Annotated in this window: 16 protein-coding genes, 2 tRNA genes and 1 rRNA gene; 10 read left to right on the top strand and 9 right to left on the bottom strand. The window is 63.8% G+C overall.

The features are described 5' to 3' along the window. Positions 1–29 precede the first annotated feature (29 nt). From ACWYRN_RS05075 to rpe, 7 genes are all read right to left on the bottom strand, one after another. Entirely contained in the window at positions 30–545 is a 516-nt protein-coding gene (locus tag ACWYRN_RS05075; protein WP_488691425.1) for a hypothetical protein, read from the bottom strand. 1 nt (position 546) lies between these two features. Continuing rightward, positions 547–1,347: an indole-3-glycerol phosphate synthase TrpC gene (trpC, locus tag ACWYRN_RS05070; protein ID WP_488691424.1), complete on the bottom strand. Its 801-nt coding sequence runs from the start codon at positions 1,345–1,347 to the stop codon at positions 547–549. 3 nt (positions 1,348–1,350) lie between these two features. Then, entirely contained in the window at positions 1,351–2,385 is a 1,035-nt protein-coding gene (gene trpD, locus ACWYRN_RS05065; protein ID WP_488691423.1) for an anthranilate phosphoribosyltransferase, read from the bottom strand. Between the two features lie 16 nt (positions 2,386–2,401). Beyond that, positions 2,402–2,968, bottom strand: coding sequence for an anthranilate synthase component II (locus ACWYRN_RS05060; RefSeq protein WP_488691422.1), 567 nt, complete (start codon positions 2,966–2,968; stop codon positions 2,402–2,404). A 1-nt stretch (position 2,969) separates the two neighbouring features. Then, entirely contained in the window at positions 2,970–4,466 is a 1,497-nt protein-coding gene (gene trpE, locus ACWYRN_RS05055; protein WP_488691421.1) for an anthranilate synthase component I, read from the bottom strand. 201 nt (positions 4,467–4,667) lie between these two features. Then, entirely contained in the window at positions 4,668–5,360 is a 693-nt protein-coding gene (locus tag ACWYRN_RS05050; protein ID WP_488691420.1) for a phosphoglycolate phosphatase, read from the bottom strand. Beyond that, positions 5,360–6,031 (bottom strand): ribulose-phosphate 3-epimerase, encoded by a 672-nt coding sequence (gene rpe / locus ACWYRN_RS05045; RefSeq protein WP_488691418.1) that lies wholly within the window; start codon positions 6,029–6,031, stop codon positions 5,360–5,362. The genes ACWYRN_RS05050 and rpe overlap by 1 nt, the downstream gene beginning before the upstream one ends. A 183-nt stretch (positions 6,032–6,214) precedes the next feature. Here rpe and apaG point away from each other — a divergent pair, with 183 nt between their 5' ends. Further along, complete coding sequence (gene apaG / locus ACWYRN_RS05040; RefSeq protein ID WP_488691417.1) at positions 6,215–6,589, top strand: Co2+/Mg2+ efflux protein ApaG; 375 nt, start codon at positions 6,215–6,217, stop codon at positions 6,587–6,589. A 3-nt stretch (positions 6,590–6,592) separates the two neighbouring features. Here the strand turns inward: apaG and ACWYRN_RS05035 are convergent, their stop codons facing one another. Next, positions 6,593–6,745, bottom strand: a complete 153-nt coding sequence (locus tag ACWYRN_RS05035; RefSeq protein ID WP_229437502.1) for a hypothetical protein — start codon at positions 6,743–6,745, stop codon at positions 6,593–6,595. A gap of 11 nt (positions 6,746–6,756) precedes the next feature. Here ACWYRN_RS05035 and mltA point away from each other — a divergent pair, with 11 nt between their 5' ends. From mltA to ACWYRN_RS05015, 4 genes are all read left to right on the top strand, one after another. Next, complete coding sequence (mltA, locus tag ACWYRN_RS05030; protein ID WP_488691415.1) at positions 6,757–7,956, top strand: murein transglycosylase A; 1,200 nt, start codon at positions 6,757–6,759, stop codon at positions 7,954–7,956. Positions 7,957–8,078: 122 nt separating this feature from the next. After that, entirely contained in the window at positions 8,079–8,525 is a 447-nt protein-coding gene (locus ACWYRN_RS05025; RefSeq protein ID WP_488691414.1) for a hypothetical protein, read from the top strand. 83 nt (positions 8,526–8,608) lie between these two features. Further along, positions 8,609–8,962 carry a hypothetical protein gene (locus ACWYRN_RS05020; RefSeq protein WP_488691413.1) on the top strand — a complete coding sequence of 118 codons (354 nt, stop codon included), beginning with the start codon at positions 8,609–8,611 and terminating at the stop codon, positions 8,960–8,962. Beyond that, positions 8,959–9,774 carry a DUF2145 domain-containing protein gene (locus ACWYRN_RS05015; RefSeq protein WP_488691412.1) on the top strand — a complete coding sequence of 272 codons (816 nt, stop codon included), beginning with the start codon at positions 8,959–8,961 and terminating at the stop codon, positions 9,772–9,774. Before ACWYRN_RS05020 ends, ACWYRN_RS05015 begins: the two co-directional genes overlap by 4 nt. Positions 9,775–9,791: 17 nt before the next feature. Here the strand turns inward: ACWYRN_RS05015 and ACWYRN_RS05010 are convergent, their stop codons facing one another. Next, positions 9,792–11,072: an MFS transporter gene (locus tag ACWYRN_RS05010; RefSeq protein ID WP_488691411.1), complete on the bottom strand. Its 1,281-nt coding sequence runs from the start codon at positions 11,070–11,072 to the stop codon at positions 9,792–9,794. A gap of 115 nt (positions 11,073–11,187) precedes the next feature. On the opposite strand from ACWYRN_RS05010, the gene ACWYRN_RS05005 reads away from it, so the two are divergent. The 5 genes from ACWYRN_RS05005 to ACWYRN_RS04985 all read left to right on the top strand — a co-directional run bounded on the left by ACWYRN_RS05005 (position 11,188) and on the right by ACWYRN_RS04985 (position 15,733). Continuing rightward, positions 11,188–11,964, top strand: a complete 777-nt coding sequence (locus tag ACWYRN_RS05005; protein ID WP_488691410.1) for an enoyl-CoA hydratase — start codon at positions 11,188–11,190, stop codon at positions 11,962–11,964. Between the two features lie 5 nt (positions 11,965–11,969). After that, the gene (locus ACWYRN_RS05000) at positions 11,970–13,517 is read left to right on the top strand and encodes a phospholipase D family protein (protein WP_488691409.1); all 1,548 of its coding nucleotides are present in this window, start codon (positions 11,970–11,972) and stop codon (positions 13,515–13,517) included. A 426-nt stretch (positions 13,518–13,943) separates the two neighbouring features. After that, a 16S ribosomal RNA gene (locus ACWYRN_RS04995) occupies positions 13,944–15,472 on the top strand. A gap of 96 nt (positions 15,473–15,568) precedes the next feature. Further along, positions 15,569–15,645: transfer RNA gene (locus ACWYRN_RS04990), tRNA-Ile, on the top strand. 12 nt (positions 15,646–15,657) lie between these two features. Beyond that, a tRNA-Ala gene (locus ACWYRN_RS04985) sits at positions 15,658–15,733 on the top strand. Positions 15,734–15,809 lie beyond the last annotated feature (76 nt).

The raw sequence follows: 15,809 nt of genomic DNA, 5'->3' as shown, positions 1-15,809 counted from the left end.
CAGCCGCGGGCCGATCGAAACACGTCAGCTTATTGCGGGCCAGCGAGACTGCGCAACTGAAACCGGTACTGGTCGTTGAACAAAAACGTCTCCGAAAACGTCAGCTTGCGCGAACTCCCCGCCAGCAGATGCACCGGCCTGGGCAAGGGCTCGCTACGCCGCATCGACGCCAACGCCACCTGCGACGCATCCTCGTCGCGCGACCTCTGTACCTTTACATCCTCTAACTCCCCATCATCGCGCACCGTGATGTTCAGCACCACGATGGCCGGCAGCATGGGCGGCAAGCGCCCGCTGAACGTCTGCCCGCTGTTGTGCCGCATGACGTGCTGCGCCACCTCGGCCTTGTACGCATCGAGCGTGCGCGAAGGCGGCGGCGCCGGCGCATCGAGCGGGCCGACAGGGCTGGGCGTAGAGGGAGAACCGGGAAGAATGGCCTCGACAAGTCGTCGGGCCGTGGAAGCAACGGGCTGGACCGTGCTGCATCCGCCCAGGGCTGCCAGTAGAAGAAGGAGAGCGGCCCTGATGCGGATGGAAGTGTTCATGTCAGTCGAATAATCGTCGCAATTCGTTGCCGGGATCGGGCGCCCGCATGAAGGCTTCGCCCACCAGGAAGGCATGCACGTTCGCCGCGCGCATGCGCTCGACATCGCCCCGCACGGCGATGCCGGACTCGGTGACCACCAGCCGCTCGCTTGGGATACGCGGCAGCAGATCGATGGTCGTATCGAGCGACACGGCAAACGTGCGCAGGTTGCGGTTGTTGATGCCCACGAGCCGCGTTTTCAGGCGCAGCGCCGCGGTCAACTCATCACCGTCATGTACTTCGACCAGCACGTCCATACCGAGTTCCTGCGCACATGCCTCCAACTCGGCCATCAGGCCATGATCCAGCGCAGAGACGATCAAGAGAATCGCATCGGCCCCCATCGCACGGGCTTCGTACACCTGGTACATGTCGACGATGAAGTCCTTGCGGATCACCGGCAGCTCCACGGCGGCGCGCGCCTGGCGCAGGTAATCCACGGAACCCTGGAAAAACTGCACGTCGGTCAGCACCGACAGGCAGGATGCGCCGCCTTGCGCGTAACTCTCGGCGATAGCAGCAGGACGGAAATCCGGCCGCAGCACGCCCTTCGAAGGCGAGGCCTTTTTCACCTCGGCGATCACGCCGGCGCGCCCCTCGGCAATACTGCGGCGCAGGCTCGCCTCGAAGCCGCGGATGCCGGCGCGCAGTTCGCTGTCGGACTCGACTTCGCGACGCAGGCTCAACAAATCGCGGTGCTTCTTCGCCGCTGCCACTTCGTCGGCTTTTACGGCCAAAATCTTGTTCAGGATGTCGGACATGGATCAGCGTGCTCCCAGCTGGCGCGTGACGTTCACGAACTGTTCCAGCTTGGCCAGCGCCGCACCGCTTGCGATGGTCTCGCGCGCCTTGGCCAGGCCGTCCTCGATCGAGGCGCACACGCCCGCCGCATACAGCGCGGTGCCGGCGTTCAGCGCCACGATGTCGAACGCCGGACCCGGTTCGCCGCGCAACGCTTCCAGCACGCGCACTTTCGATTCCTCGGTATTCGCCACCTTCAGGTTGCGGCTCGAAACCATCTGCAGACCAAAATCTTCCGGATGGATTTCGTATTCGCAGATCTCGCCGTTCACCAGTTCACCGACCAGGGTGCCGGCGCCGAGCGAGACTTCGTCCATGTTGTCGCGGCCCCAGACCACCAGCGCATGCTGGGCGCCGAGGCGCTGCAGCACGCGCACCTGGATGCCGACCAGGTCGGGGTGGAATACGCCCATCAAAATGTTCGGCGCGCCGGCCGGGTTGGTCAGCGGCCCCAGGATGTTGAAGATGCTGCGCACGCCGAGTTCGCGGCGCACCGGCGCCACGTGCTTCATGGCCGCGTGATGGTTCGGCGCGAACATGAAGCCGATGCCGGTCTGGGCGATCGATTGCGCGATCTGCTCGGGTTTCAAATCGATGTGGGCGCCGAGCGATTCGATCAAATCGGCGCTGCCCGACGACGACGACACGCTGCGTCCGCCGTGCTTGGCCACGCGCGCACCGGCGGCGGCAGCCACGAACATCGAGGCGCTGGAGATGTTGAAGGTATTCGCGCCGTCGCCGCCGGTGCCGACGATGTCGAGCAGGCGGCTGGTGTCGGCCATCGGCACCTTGGTGGAAAATTCGCGCATGACCTGGGCGGCGGCGGTGATCTCGCCGATGGTTTCCTTCTTCACGCGCAGGCCCATGGTCAGTGCCGCCACCATGGTTGGCGACATCTCGCCGGCCATGATCTGGCGGAACAGGTGCAGCATCTCGTCGTGGAAGATCTCGCGGTGTTCGATACAGCGCAGCAGCGCTTCTTGTGGTGTGATCGGCATGGAGGTTCCAGTAGTGTTATGAGCGCGCGAGGAAGTTCTTTAGCAGCGCGTGGCCGTGTTCGGACAGGATCGATTCGGGGTGGAACTGCACGCCCTCGATGTCGAGCGCCTTGTGGCGCACGCCCATGATTTCGCCGTCGTCGGTCCAGGCCGTCACTTCCAGGCAGTCGGGCAGCGAGGCGCGCTCGATGGCCAACGAGTGGTAGCGGATCACGGTGAACGGACTCGGGATGCCCTTGAACACGCCGACGCCGGTATGCGCCACCAGCGAGGTCTTGCCGTGCATGACCTGCTTGGCGCGCACGATCTTGCCCCCAAACGCTTCGCCGATGGCCTGGTGGCCGAGGCAGACGCCGAGGATAGGCAGCTTGCCGCCGAATTCCTTGATGACGTCGACCGACACGCCGGCATCGACCGGAGCCTTGGGCCCTGGAGAAATGCAGATGCGGTCGATCCGCATGTCCGCGATCTGTTCGATGGTCACTTCGTCGTTGCGCACGGTGCGCACTTCTTCACCCAGTTCGCCGAAGTACTGGACGATGTTGTAGGTGAAGGAATCGTAGTTGTCGATCATTAGCAGCATGTCAGAGCTCCCCATCCAGTCCGTCTTGCACCTGCTCGGCCGCACGCAATACGGCGCGCGCCTTGTTTTCGGTTTCCTGCCATTCCATTTCGGGAATCGAATCGGCGACGATGCCGGCTGCCGCCTGCACATACAGGTTGCCGTCCTTGATCACGCCCGTGCGGATCGCGATCGCCACGTCCATCTCGCCGCCAAAACTCAGGTAGCCGCAGGCACCGCCGTAGATGCCGCGTTTCACCGGCTCGAGTTCGTCGATGATTTCCATCGCCCGCACTTTCGGCGCACCGGTCAGTGTCCCGGCCGGGAAGGTGGCGCGCAGCACATCCAGGTTCGACAGGCCTTCCTTCAGGCTGCCTTCGACGTTCGAGACGATGTGCTGCACGTGCGAGTATTTTTCGATGACCATGCGGTCGGTGACCTTCACGCTGCCGGTCTCGGCGATGCGGCCGATGTCGTTGCGCGCCAGGTCGATCAGCATCACGTGTTCAGCGATCTCCTTCGGGTCGGCCAGCAGTTCGATAGCCAGTTCGGCGTCGCGTTCCGGCGTCGATCCGCGCGGACGGGTGCCGGCGATCGGGCGCAGCGTGACCTTGCGTTCGCCGCCTGGTGACGTTTCATTGCGGACCAGGATTTCCGGCGAGGCGCCGACGATCTGCATGTCGCCGAAATTGTAGTAATACATGTAGGGCGACGGGTTCAGCGAACGCAGCGCGCGGTACAGCGACAGCGGCGAATCCACATACGGCTTGCGGATGCGCTGGCCGATCTGCACCTGCATCAGGTCGCCGGCCATCACGTATTCGTGGGCCCTGGCCACGGCCGCCAGGTAGTCCTCTTTACTGAAATCGCGCACGGCCTCGGTCCGCACCGAGCCGGTGGTGACGGGCACGTCCACGCTACGGCGCAGCATTACGCGCAGTTCCTTCAGGCGCTGCCGGGCTTTGACAAAGGCTTCCGGCTGCGCCGGGTCGGCGTACACGATCAGGTAGAGCTTGCCCGACAGGTTATCGATGACGGCCAGTTCTTCCGTCACCAGCAGCTGGATCTCCGGCAGGCCGAGATCGTCCTTCGGCGCGCTGCCGGCGAGCTTGCGCTCGATGTGGCGCACCGTGTCGTAGCCGAAGTAGCCGGCCAGGCCGCCGCAGAAGCGCGGCATGCCCGGGCGCAGCGCGACCTTGAAGCGCGCCTGGAATGCTTCGATGAAGTCGAGCGGGTTGCCTTCGTGCGTCTCCGTCACCACGCCGTTGGTGACGATCTCGACCAGGTTGCCCGTGGCGCGCAGCAGGGTCTTGGCCGGCAGGCCGATGAAGGAGTAGCGCCCGAAGCGCTCGCCGCCGACCACCGACTCCAGCAGGAAGGTGTTCTTGCCGGTGTTCTGCGACTGGGCCAGCTTCAGGTAGAGCGAGAGCGGCGTTTCCAGGTCGGCAAAGGCTTCGGCGATGAGCGGAATGCGGTTGTAGCCCTGGTTGGCCAGCGAGCGGAATTCGAGTTCGGTCATGTTCTTCTCCGGGCCGCCCGTGTTGGAGGGAGGTGGGGCGGCGGTGGTTCAAAAAACCTGCCGGATGCGCGTGCAGCCGGCAGCAATCAATAGAGGGTTAGTGAGCCCAGGATTGCCAGCGTCGCCACAGCCAGGCCTCAAGGGCGCCGGTCTGGTTGACAGTGTGTTTTTTGGTGAAGAACATGTATAGATAAGTGATGTTTAAGCGCCGTTGTGCGCACGAATCAGCTTCGCGGCATCCAGTAGCGAATTAACTATACCATCGGAATCGATCTCTTGAACAGGCCTTCCGTGGTTATAACCATATGGCACTGTGAGCACGAAGCAACGCGCGGCGCGCGCCGCTTCGGCATCGTTCGAAGAATCGCCGATCGCCACCACCTGCGGCGGCGGCAAATCGAAGTCGCTGCAGACCTGCAGCAGCGGCAGCGGATCGGGCTTTTTCTTCGGCAGCGAATCGCCGCCGTAGACCAGCTCGAAGTAGGGCGCCAGGCCCTTTTGCGCCAGCAGCGGCGTGGTGAAGCTGATCGGCTTGTTGGTCACGCAGGCCAGGCGCAGGCCGAGTTCGCGCAGGGCTTGCAGGCCCTCGATCACGCCATCGAACAGCACGCTGCGCTCGCCGTTGATGGCGAGGTAGTGGCGCTGGTAGGCGGCCATCGCCTCGTTGTAGACGGCGTCGATGCGGGCGGCGTCGAAGTCGAGCGCCAGCACGTCGCGGATCAGCTTTTCGGAACCCTTGCCGACCATCGGCTTGATCACGTCCTGCGTGATCGGCGCCAGCGAGAACTCGGCGCGCATGGCGTTCAGGGCCAGTTCGAAATCCGGCACCGTGTCGAGCATGGTGCCGTCCAGGTCGATGATGGCGGCCCTGATGGCCGCGGCGCCGGCCCGCATTACTTGCCTACGCTGGCCAGTTCGGCGCGCATGGCGTCGATCACGGCCTTGTAGTCGGGCTTGCCGAAGATGGCCGAGCCGGCGACAAAGGTGTCGGCGCCGGCAGCGGCTGCGGCGGCGATGTTCTCGGCCTTGATGCCGCCATCGACTTCCAGCATGATGTCGCGGCCCGATTCGTCGATCATGCGGCGCGCGATCGCGATCTTCTTCAGCGCTTCCGGAATAAAGGACTGGCCGCCGAAGCCCGGGTTCACCGACATGATCAGGATCATGTCGATCTTGTCCATCACGTGTTCCAGGTAGTGCATCGGCGTGGCCGGGTTGAACACCAGGCCGGCCTTGCAGCCGTGGTCGCGGATCAGCTGCAGGGTGCGGTCGATGTGGTCCGACGCTTCCGGGTGGAAGGTGATGATGTTGGCGCCGGCCTTGGCGAAGTCGGGGATGATGCGGTCGACCGGTTTCACCATCAGGTGCACGTCGATCGGCACCTGCACGTGCGGGCGGATCGCCTGGCAGACCAGCGGGCCGATCGTCAGGTTCGGCACGTAATGGTTGTCCATCACGTCGAAGTGGATGATGTCGGCGCCGGCCTCGACGACGTTGCGGACTTCCTCGCCCAGGCGGGCGAAATCGGCGGACAGGATGCTGGGAGCGATGCGGTAGGTGGTCATTGCGGTGACTGGTTGGTGGTCGGGAATCCAGCTATTTTACGCCGAGCCGGGTTTGCGCTGCGCAAGTGGACGCGCGGACGGGCTTTTCCGCGGGCCTGTATGATTGTCGTTTTGCGCACATCCGCGCCGCCGCCAGGGCCGCGATATTCGCGCAGGCAACTAATAACGAAAAGAGGAAAGCCGATGTCCGCCTACGATTTCACCGTGACCGTCCGCACCCAGCACTTGCCGGAGCAATCGAATCCGGAACGCGACAACTATGTGTTCTCCTACACGATCACGATCCGCAATACCGGCAGCGTGCCGGCCCAGCTGATCTCGCGCCACTGGGTGATCACCGACGCCAACAACCGCACCCAGGAAGTGTCTGGCCTGGGCGTGGTCGGGCACCAGCCGCTGCTGAAGCCCGGCGAGCAGTTCGAATACACCAGCGGCACCCAGCTGGCCACGCCGCAGGGCTCGATGCGCGGCGAATACTTCTGCGTGGCCGAAGATGGTCACCGCTTCGAGGTGGCGATTCCCGAATTCGTGCTGTCGCTGCCGCGCAGCCTGCACTGAGCCTCAGGGTTTGTCCTGGCCCTGCTCGCGCGGCGGCTGGCTGTCGTCGCGCAGCGGACGCTTGCGCTCCTCCGGGCGGCCCGAGAACATGGTCCACCATACGATAAACACCAGCAGGAACAAGGCCACGCCGGCTTCCAGCATCAAGATCCACATACTTTCGTCCCATGCAATCGATACGCCGCCCTAGTGTACCTGCTTCAATTGCCCTCGTGGCCGTTCTTCTGGCGGCTTGCGGCACGGCGCCTGCGCCTGTACCGTCGCCTGAATCATCGAAGCAGCCCGACATCGTGATGCCGCCGCCGGTGGGGCCGATTGGCATTCCTGCGCCCACCGCGCCGCCGCCACCGGTGCCGGCCATGACGCCGGTCTCCTTCGACGCCTTGCCGGGCTGGCGGCAGGACGACCTGCGCCAGGCCTGGCCGGCCTTCCTATCCTCCTGCCGCGTGCTGGCGAAAAAGGCAGAGTGGTCTTCGGCGTGCGCGGCAGCCGCGCGGGTCGACGCGCGCGACAACGCGGCGATCCGCGTGTACTTCGAAACCTACTTCGTGCCGCAGCAGATGCGCACGCCCGACGGCGCCGACACCGGCCTGATCACCGGCTACTACGAACCCATGCTGCGCGGCTCGCGCAAGCGCGGCGGCGCCTTCCAGACGCCGCTGTACCGCGTACCGGACGACCTGGTCACGGTCGACCTGGGCAGCGTGTATCCGAATTTGAAGAACATGCGCCTGCGTGGCCGCCTCGTCGGCAAGACCGTGGTGCCGTATGCCACCCGCGCCGAAATCGAGCGCGCGCCCCTGAAGGGCAAGGAGCTGGTCTGGGTCGACGATCCGGTCGAGGCCTTCTTCCTCGAGGTGCAGGGCTCGGGCCGCGTGCGGATCGACGAGACCGGCGAGACGGTGCGTATCGCTTTCGCCGACCAGAACGGGCACCCGTACAAGGTGATCGGACGCTGGCTGGTGGAGCAGGGCGAGTTGCCGGCCGACGGCGTGTCGGCGCAGAGCATCAAGGCCTGGATTGCCGCCAATCCGGCGCGGCGCCAGGAACTCCTGAACGTCAATCCGAGCTATATCTTCTTCAAGGAAGAGCGCCTGCCGGATGCCTCGGTCGGGCCGAAGGGCGCGCTCGGCGTGCCGCTCACCCCGGAGCGCTCGGTGGCGGTCGATCCATCGGTCGTGCCGCTGGGGGCGCCGCTGTTCCTGGCGACGACCCACCCGGCGGACGGAGCGCCGCTGCAGCGGCTGATGATGGCGCAGGACACCGGCGGGGCCATTCGCGGGCCGGTGCGGGCGGATTTCTTCTTCGGCTTCGGTGGAAATGCGGCGGAATATGCGGGGCGCATGAAAGCGCGTGGTGCGGTGTAGGTTTTATTGCCGAAATAGCAGGTTCGTATTGCAGCGATGGCCGGTATCCGCTAAGGTTGTTTAGTTACTATTAAATAACACTTGGCGGCATGCTCCATGCCGGCCAGCCGATTGGATAGACCATGCGCACCTCACGTCGCTTTGCCCCCCTTCTTGCCCTGCTGCTGTCGGCCTCCATCGCGGCGCCGGCGGCCGCCGATGCGGTGATCCCGTCCTGGGCCATCCCGTTCGTGGTGTCGCTGATGCCCTTCTATATGTCTTCCGAAGGCGCCAAGAACCTGTCCGAGAAAACCTCGGGCGACGTCGAGAAGAACAAGAAGTGGCAAGTCGCGGCAATGCGCCAGGAGGGCGACAAGACCGCGCTCACCTTGCGCAGCCAGGATGGCACGACCGACGTCGATACGGTGGTGAGTAGCGCGGCTGCCCGCGCCCACGGCGTGCAGGTGAACGATACCCTGGACATCGAAACCATCGGCCAGGCCGGCTTCGCCCTCAAGAAAGCCGGCGCAACGGTGGGGGTCATGCTTCGTCCCGACACCGGTCTCGTGCATTCGCGCGTGCGCACCTGATGGGCCGGATGATGCGTGCAGCGCCTCTTGTCGCCCTGTTGCTTTCCGCCGCTATTGCAAGGCCTGCCGCCGCCGAGGCAGTCATGCCGGCCTGGGCCATGCTGTCGCTCGCACCCTCCCTGATATCTGCCGATGTCTCCGAGAGCCTGTCCAAGACCATGCCGGGCGACGCCGGGAAGAACAGGCAGATGCAGGTCACCGCCATCCGCCAGCAGGGCAACCGGACCGCGCTGACCTTGCGCAGCAAGGATGGCGTGACGCAGGTCGATACGCTGGTGAGCAGCGCCGCCGCCCGCGCGCAAGCCGTGCAAGTGAACGACATGCTGGACATCGAAGCGATCGGCCAGACCGGCTTCGCCGTCAAGAAAGCCGGCGCCACACTGGTGGTGCTGGCCCGTCCCGACACCGGGCTCGTGCATTCGAAGGCCCGCACGTGATCCTGCGCCGCCTGCTGCTGGCGGCGGTGCTCGCTTCCATGGCATGCACCGCGCTGGCCGGGCAGCAGTGCGCAGTCCGCGAGATCGAACCCGAGAAGTCGCGCCTGAGCATGCAGCTCGGCGACGTTACGCGCGCCGCGCTCGGCACGATCGACGACGAGGTCGTGCTCATCGCGCGCGTCGGACAAGACCTGGAAAAATACGGGCTGACTTATTCGCACATGGGGTTTGCCGTGCGCGAGCATCCGGCGGGAGCCTGGTCGGTCGTGCACAAGCTGAACCGCTGCGGCAGCACCAAGTCGGCGCTGTACGACGAAGGCCTGGTGAATTTTTTTGCCGATGCGCCGCACCGCTACCAGGCCGGCATCTGGCGCCTGGCGCCCGCGGCGCAGCGCCGCCTGAAAACCGCCCTGCTCGGCGAAGAAGCCAGGACCTACCACCAGCCGCACTACAACGTGGTGGCCTATCCCTTCGACACGCGCTACCAGAATTCGAACGGCTGGGTGCTCGAGATGCTGGCCTTTGCCTATGCCGGGGAGGGCGAGGCGCCCGACCGCCCGGGCGCCCAGGCCTGGCTCAAGGCGCATGCGTACCTGCCGACCCAGGTCGAAGCCAACATCCTGACCCGCTTCGGCGCGCGCTTCGTCAACGCGCAGATCGTGTTCGACGACTTGCCGCCGGCCCTGCTGCGCGCAGGCCAGATCCAGGTCGTCACGGTCGACTCGGTGATCGCCTGGCTGCGCAGCCTGCCGGATGCCTGCCAGGCGCCGGGCTGCCCGGAAACGCGGTTAACGCTGCCGCCATCGACGTGAGCGGCCGCGCCGGCCGCTCAGTCTTTTACGTCCCCCAGCCGGGTTGCGCAGACCGCGCCGGTGGCGAGCAGCAGGCCTCCCGCCGCGATGCACATCAGCCCGGCCCGCACGCTGAAGCGCTCGGCCAGCGCGCCCGCCGCCAGTGCGCCCAGGGGCGCCGTCGCCACCGTCAGCGCGCGCATCGTCGCCACCATCCGCCCCAGCATCGCATCCGGCGTCACGCGCTGGCGCAGCGCGATGTAGGGCACGAAGAACAGCGTGGCGCCGCAATCGAGCAGGAACACCACGACGGCGTAGGCGACGGCGCTGGCGAGCGCGCTGTCGAACAGGGTCGTGGGAATCGCCGGCATCAGCGCGTAGCCGAGCGCGCAGCTGCACAGGCCGACCAGGATCGCGCGCCCGGTGCCGTAGCGGTGCGAGAGCGGCTTGACCAGCACCGAGCCGGCCAGGATGCCGGCGCCGCCCAGCATCTGGGCCGTGCCCATCACGCCCGGCGCCATGCCCAGCACGCGCGTGGCGAACAGCACGTGCAGCGCCATGTAGCCATAGAACAGGAAGTGCCAGGCGCCGGAAGTCCAGGCCAGGGTGCGCAGCACGCGCTGGTTCCAGACAAAGGCGAGGCCGTCGCGGATGTCGCGCAGCGGATGCGTGTGCGCCGGCGCCGGCTGCGGCTCGCGCGCGCGGATGCGCTTCAGGTTCGCCAGCGAGACCATGAAGCCGGCCACGTTGCACAGGATCGCGATCGGCGCGCCAAGCAGCTGCACCATGGCGCCGGCCATGCCGGGGCCGATCAGGCGCGCGGCCGATTCGGTGGCGGCGAACTTGGCGTGGGCATCGACCAGGCGCTCGCGCCCGACAACGAAGGTGAGGAAGACCTGCTCGGCGCTGCCGCCGATCACCAGGCCGGTGCCGAGTACGAAGCCGACCGCATACAGCCAGTGGATGGTCAAGGCATCGAGCCACCACGCGAGGGGCACGCTGGCCAGGGCGGTGGCCACCATCGCGTCGCTGCACATCATGATCGGCAGGCGGCGGCAGCGTTCCAGCAGCACGCCCGAGGGCAGGCCGAACAGCAGGAAGGGCAGGGACTCGAGCGCGCCTAACGTCCCCATCTGGGCCGGCGTCGCATGCAGCATGAGCACCGCGCAGATCGGCAGGGCGAGCAGGGTGATCTGGGCGCCGAACTGGGTCAGGGCGCTGGTCAGCCAGAGACGGCGGAAGTCGGCATTGCGTAGCAGGCCGTCGCCGAGGCTGTTGCCAATGAGGCGCTGCAGGAGTTGACGGGGATGGAGGATCACGTGCACGCGCAAGACATGGCAGAGCCGGCAATGATACCGTCCTTTTTGGCCTGCGAAGGCGCTACAATCGCGGCAGTGAATCCATATTGATAAGTCATATTCTGGAGGAGAATCCATGGAGTACGCAGACCTGCTGATCGAAAACCACGGCAAGGTGGTTGTCATTCGCCTCAACCGTCCAAAGGCGATGAACGCGCTGAACGACAACATGATGAACGAGCTCGGTCAGGCGCTGTACGCGTTCGACGCCGACCCGGCCGTGAACGTCATCGTCCTCACCGGCAGCGAAAAGGTCTTCGCGGCCGGCGCCGACATCGCGGCCATGGCCGAGTACACCTATGCCGACACCTACCCGGGCAACTACATCGGCCGCAACTGGGAGCACATCCTGAACGTGCGTAAACCGGTGATCGGCGTCGTGGCTGGCTATGCGCTGGGCGGCGGCTGCGAACTGGCGATGATGTGCGACTTCCTGATCGCGGCCGACAGCGCCAAGTTCGGCCAGCCGGAAATCAAGGTCGGCGTGACCCCGGGCGCCGGCGGCACCCAGCGCCTGCCGCGCGCCATCGGCAAGTCGAAGGCGATGGACATGCTGCTCACCGCGCGCATGATCGACGCTCTTGAGGCCGAGCGCACCGGCCTGGTCTCGCGTATCTTCCCGGCCGAGAAGCTGATGGAAGAAGCGCTGGCGGTGGCGAACACCATCGCCGAGATGCCGGTGTCGGTGGCCATGGCAATCAAGGATTCGGTCAACCGCGCGTATGAAACCACGCTGACCGAAGGCGTGCGCTACGAGCGCCGCTTCTTCCACGCCGCCTTCGGCACGCCGGCCCAAAAGGAGGGCATGTCCGCCTTCCTCGGCAAGCGCAAGGCGAATTTCGAAGGCATGTAACCGGCATGCGCGCGGCGCTGCGGATTGGTGCGGGCGTACTGGTTGTCGCTGCGGCGGCAACCTACGGCTGCACCTCGCTGCCGCCGCTGGGCGAGCGCACCGCCAGCGCGGCGCTGCTTGACACCGCCGGCACCCGGCTCGGCCAGGCCATCGCGCCGCTGGTTGCCGAGCATCCCGAACGCTCCGGCATCCATGCGCTATCGGACGGGCGCGACGCCTTTGCCGCCCGCGTGCTCCTGGCGCGCGGCGCCGAGCGCAGCCTCGACGTCCAGTACTATATATGGCGCAACGATCTCACTGGCACCCTGATGCTCGATGCCCTGCGCAGCGCCGCGGCACGCGGCGTGCGCGTGCGCCTTCTCCTCGACGATAACAACACGGCCGGGCTGGACCCGGTGCTGGCGGCGCTCGACCGCGACCCGAACGTCGAGGTACGCCTGTTCAATCCCTTCGGTTCACGCGGCTGGCGCAGCCTGGGTTACCTGACCGACTTCAGCCGGCTGAACCGGCGCATGCACAACAAATCCTTCACCGCCGATAACCAGGCGACGATCGTCGGCGGCCGCAACATCGGCGACGAATACTTCGGCGTGGCCGGCGACATGCTGTTCGTCGATCTCGACGTGATGGCAGTGGGGCCGGTGGTGCAGGAGGTGTCGCAGGATTTCGACCGCTACTGGAACAGTGCCTCGGCCTATCCGGTTGCGAGGCTGGTCGACACGGCGGAGGCGGAGCCACGCGAGGCCCTGGCCGCGCGCGCGGCGCAATTGCGTGTCAGGCCGGAGGCGCAGCGCTACCTGGAGGCGATCCGCACCTCTGCGTTTGTCGAGCAGCTGGCACAGCGCCGCCTGCCGCTGGAGTGGAGCAAGACCGAGCTGGTCAGCGACGACCCGGCCAAGGCGCTCGGCGAGGCGCCGCCGGATGCGCGCATGGTGGCCGACCTCGGCAAGCTGCTGGGCGAGCCGAAGCAGCAGGTCGATCTGGTGTCGCCGTATTTCGTGCCCAGTAAAAAGGCGGCGCACGCACTGGTCGATATCGCCAGGCGCGGCGTGAAGGTAAGGGTGCTGACCAACTCGCTGGAGGCGACCGATGTTGCCGCGGTCCATGCGGGTTATGCGAAGTGGCGCCATGAACTGCTGCGTGCCGGCGTGTCTTTATATGAGTTGCGTCGCAGCTGGGGGCCGGAGCTGCCGGATACCGGGCGTGGCCGCTTCGGCAGCTCGGCATCGAGCCTGCATGCCAAGACCTTCGGCGTCGACGGCCGCAACGTGTTCGTCGGCTCCTTCAATATGGACCGGCGTTCGATCGACCTGAATACCGAGATGGGGTTTGTCATCGACAGCCCGGCCCTGGCGCAACGCCTGGGCCAGACCCTGGACCAAAGTATTCCGGAAACCGCGTATGAGGTGCGTCTCGACGGGCAGGGCAAGCTGTACTGGACCGAGCGCAGCAACGGCAAGCTCGTGCGTTACGACCAGGAACCGGGCACCACGGTCTGGAAGCGCGCCGGCGTGAGCGTGCTGTCGATCCTACCGATCGACTGGCTGTTGTAAATAGTTCGCGGCGGGGTCTTGCGCAACTGCTCAGCCGTTTGCTATAGTTCGCCTCCGCTTCGGCGCTGCTGTAAAACATCAACGAAATCAAGTAGTTGATCTAACAACAGCAAACTCAGGAAACTGAGCTGAAGCAAACGAGGAGTTGACGAAGATCGCGAAACACTGCATAATCTCACTTCTCTGCTGCTGACAAACAAAACGATTTGTCGAAGCGCAGCAAGCAATACCGAATAAGTTCTTTAACAATTAACAGTCGATAAGTGTGGGCGTTTGATGAAGGTGCCGGCTGACTTGTTCAGCTGATTACTTAAATTATCAAATGTTCGCACAAAAGAAATACGTTGCTCAGCAATGAGTGACGGTCAGTATTTTGAGTGAGCGACACTTCGAAAGAAGTTGCCAGAAATGGCGAAAACAGAGATTGAACTGAAGAGTTTGATCCTGGCTCAGATTGAACGCTGGCGGCATGCTTTACACATGCAAGTCGAACGGCAGCGCGGGGCAACCTGGCGGCGAGTGGCGAACGGGTGAGTAATATATCGGAACGTACCCAAGAGTGGGGGATAACGTAGCGAAAGTTACGCTAATACCGCATACGATCTAAGGATGAAAGTGGGGGATCGCAAGACCTCATGCTCCTGGAGCGGCCGATATCTGATTAGCTAGTTGGTGAGGTAAAGGCTCACCAAGGCGACGATCAGTAGCTGGTCTGAGAGGACGACCAGCCACACTGGAACTGAGACACGGTCCAGACTCCTACGGGAGGCAGCAGTGGGGAATTTTGGACAATGGGCGCAAGCCTGATCCAGCAATGCCGCGTGAGTGAAGAAGGCCTTCGGGTTGTAAAGCTCTTTTGTCAGGGAAGAAACGGTAGGAGCTAATATCTCTTGCTAATGACGGTACCTGAAGAATAAGCACCGGCTAACTACGTGCCAGCAGCCGCGGTAATACGTAGGGTGCAAGCGTTAATCGGAATTACTGGGCGTAAAGCGTGCGCAGGCGGTTTTGTAAGTCTGTCGTGAAAGCCCCGGGCTCAACCTGGGAATTGCGATGGAGACTGCAAGGCTTGAATCTGGCAGAGGGGGGTAGAATTCCACGTGTAGCAGTGAAATGCGTAGAGATGTGGAGGAACACCGATGGCGAAGGCAGCCCCCTGGGTCAAGATTGACGCTCATGCACGAAAGCGTGGGGAGCAAACAGGATTAGATACCCTGGTAGTCCACGCCCTAAACGATGTCTACTAGTTGTCGGGTTTTAATTAACTTGGTAACGCAGCTAACGCGTGAAGTAGACCGCCTGGGGAGTACGGTCGCAAGATTAAAACTCAAAGGAATTGACGGGGACCCGCACAAGCGGTGGATGATGTGGATTAATTCGATGCAACGCGAAAAACCTTACCTACCCTTGACATGTCAGGAAGTCCGGAGAGATCTGGATGTGCCCGAAAGGGAGCCTGAACACAGGTGCTGCATGGCTGTCGTCAGCTCGTGTCGTGAGATGTTGGGTTAAGTCCCGCAACGAGCGCAACCCTTGTCATTAGTTGCTACGCAAGAGCACTCTAATGAGACTGCCGGTGACAAACCGGAGGAAGGTGGGGATGACGTCAAGTCCTCATGGCCCTTATGGGTAGGGCTTCACACGTCATACAATGGTACATACAGAGGGCCGCCAACCCGCGAGGGGGAGCTAATCCCAGAAAGTGTATCGTAGTCCGGATCGCAGTCTGCAACTCGACTGCGTGAAGTTGGAATCGCTAGTAATCGCGGATCAGCATGTCGCGGTGAATACGTTCCCGGGTCTTGTACACACCGCCCGTCACACCATGGGAGCGGGTTTTACCAGAAGTAGGTAGCTTAACCGCAAGGAGGGCGCTTACCACGGTAGGATTCGTGACTGGGGTGAAGTCGTAACAAGGTAGCCGTATCGGAAGGTGCGGCTGGATCACCTCCTTTCTAGAGTAGCACAAGGGCCTTAACGGTTCGCAGAGCTTTGCTCTGCTCATCAAGCGTCCGCACTTATCGACTGTTGAACAAGAAGAACACAGTTTCGGGGCTGTAGCTCAGCTGGTTAGAGCACCGTGTTGATAACGCGGGGGTCGTTGGTTCGAGTCCAACCAGCCCTACCAGTCATACCCAATGGGGGATTAGCTCAGCTGGGAGAGCACCTGCTTTGCAAGCAGGGGGTCGTCGGTTCGATCCCGTCATCCTCCACCATTAAAGTTCAAACGTAAGCCTGTGCGGTTTAGGTTTGATCTTTTCGAGATCACTGTTGTTCTGTTCTTTAACAATC

The sequence above is a fragment of the Massilia sp. BAP21 genome, from assembly GCF_057801335.1.
This window is presented reverse-complemented; position numbering and strand designations above follow the sequence as displayed.

Excerpts from the sequence above, each read along its gene's own strand:
- apaG (WP_488691417.1), top strand. The coding sequence starts at position 6,215 with ATGTCCGCCTACGATTTCACCGTGACCGTCCGCACCCAGCACTTGCCG.
- ACWYRN_RS05005 (WP_488691410.1), top strand. The coding sequence starts at position 11,188 with ATGGAGTACGCAGACCTGCTGATCGAAAACCACGGCAAGGTGGTTGTC.
- ACWYRN_RS05075 (WP_488691425.1), bottom strand. The coding sequence starts at position 545 with ATGAACACTTCCATCCGCATCAGGGCCGCTCTCCTTCTTCTACTGGCA.
- trpC (WP_488691424.1), bottom strand. The coding sequence starts at position 1,347 with ATGTCCGACATCCTGAACAAGATTTTGGCCGTAAAAGCCGACGAAGTG.
- ACWYRN_RS05000 (WP_488691409.1), top strand. The coding sequence starts at position 11,970 with ATGCGCGCGGCGCTGCGGATTGGTGCGGGCGTACTGGTTGTCGCTGCG.
- ACWYRN_RS05035 (WP_229437502.1), bottom strand. The coding sequence starts at position 6,745 with ATGTGGATCTTGATGCTGGAAGCCGGCGTGGCCTTGTTCCTGCTGGTG.
- ACWYRN_RS05025 (WP_488691414.1), top strand. The coding sequence starts at position 8,079 with ATGCGCACCTCACGTCGCTTTGCCCCCCTTCTTGCCCTGCTGCTGTCG.
- ACWYRN_RS05060 (WP_488691422.1), bottom strand. The coding sequence starts at position 2,968 with ATGCTGCTAATGATCGACAACTACGATTCCTTCACCTACAACATCGTC.
- trpE (WP_488691421.1), bottom strand. The coding sequence starts at position 4,466 with ATGACCGAACTCGAATTCCGCTCGCTGGCCAACCAGGGCTACAACCGC.
- ACWYRN_RS05020 (WP_488691413.1), top strand. The coding sequence starts at position 8,609 with ATGCCGGCCTGGGCCATGCTGTCGCTCGCACCCTCCCTGATATCTGCC.
- ACWYRN_RS05050 (WP_488691420.1), bottom strand. The coding sequence starts at position 5,360 with ATGCGGGCCGGCGCCGCGGCCATCAGGGCCGCCATCATCGACCTGGAC.
- rpe (WP_488691418.1), bottom strand. The coding sequence starts at position 6,031 with ATGACCACCTACCGCATCGCTCCCAGCATCCTGTCCGCCGATTTCGCC.
- trpD (WP_488691423.1), bottom strand. The coding sequence starts at position 2,385 with ATGCCGATCACACCACAAGAAGCGCTGCTGCGCTGTATCGAACACCGC.
- mltA (WP_488691415.1), top strand. The coding sequence starts at position 6,757 with ATGCAATCGATACGCCGCCCTAGTGTACCTGCTTCAATTGCCCTCGTG.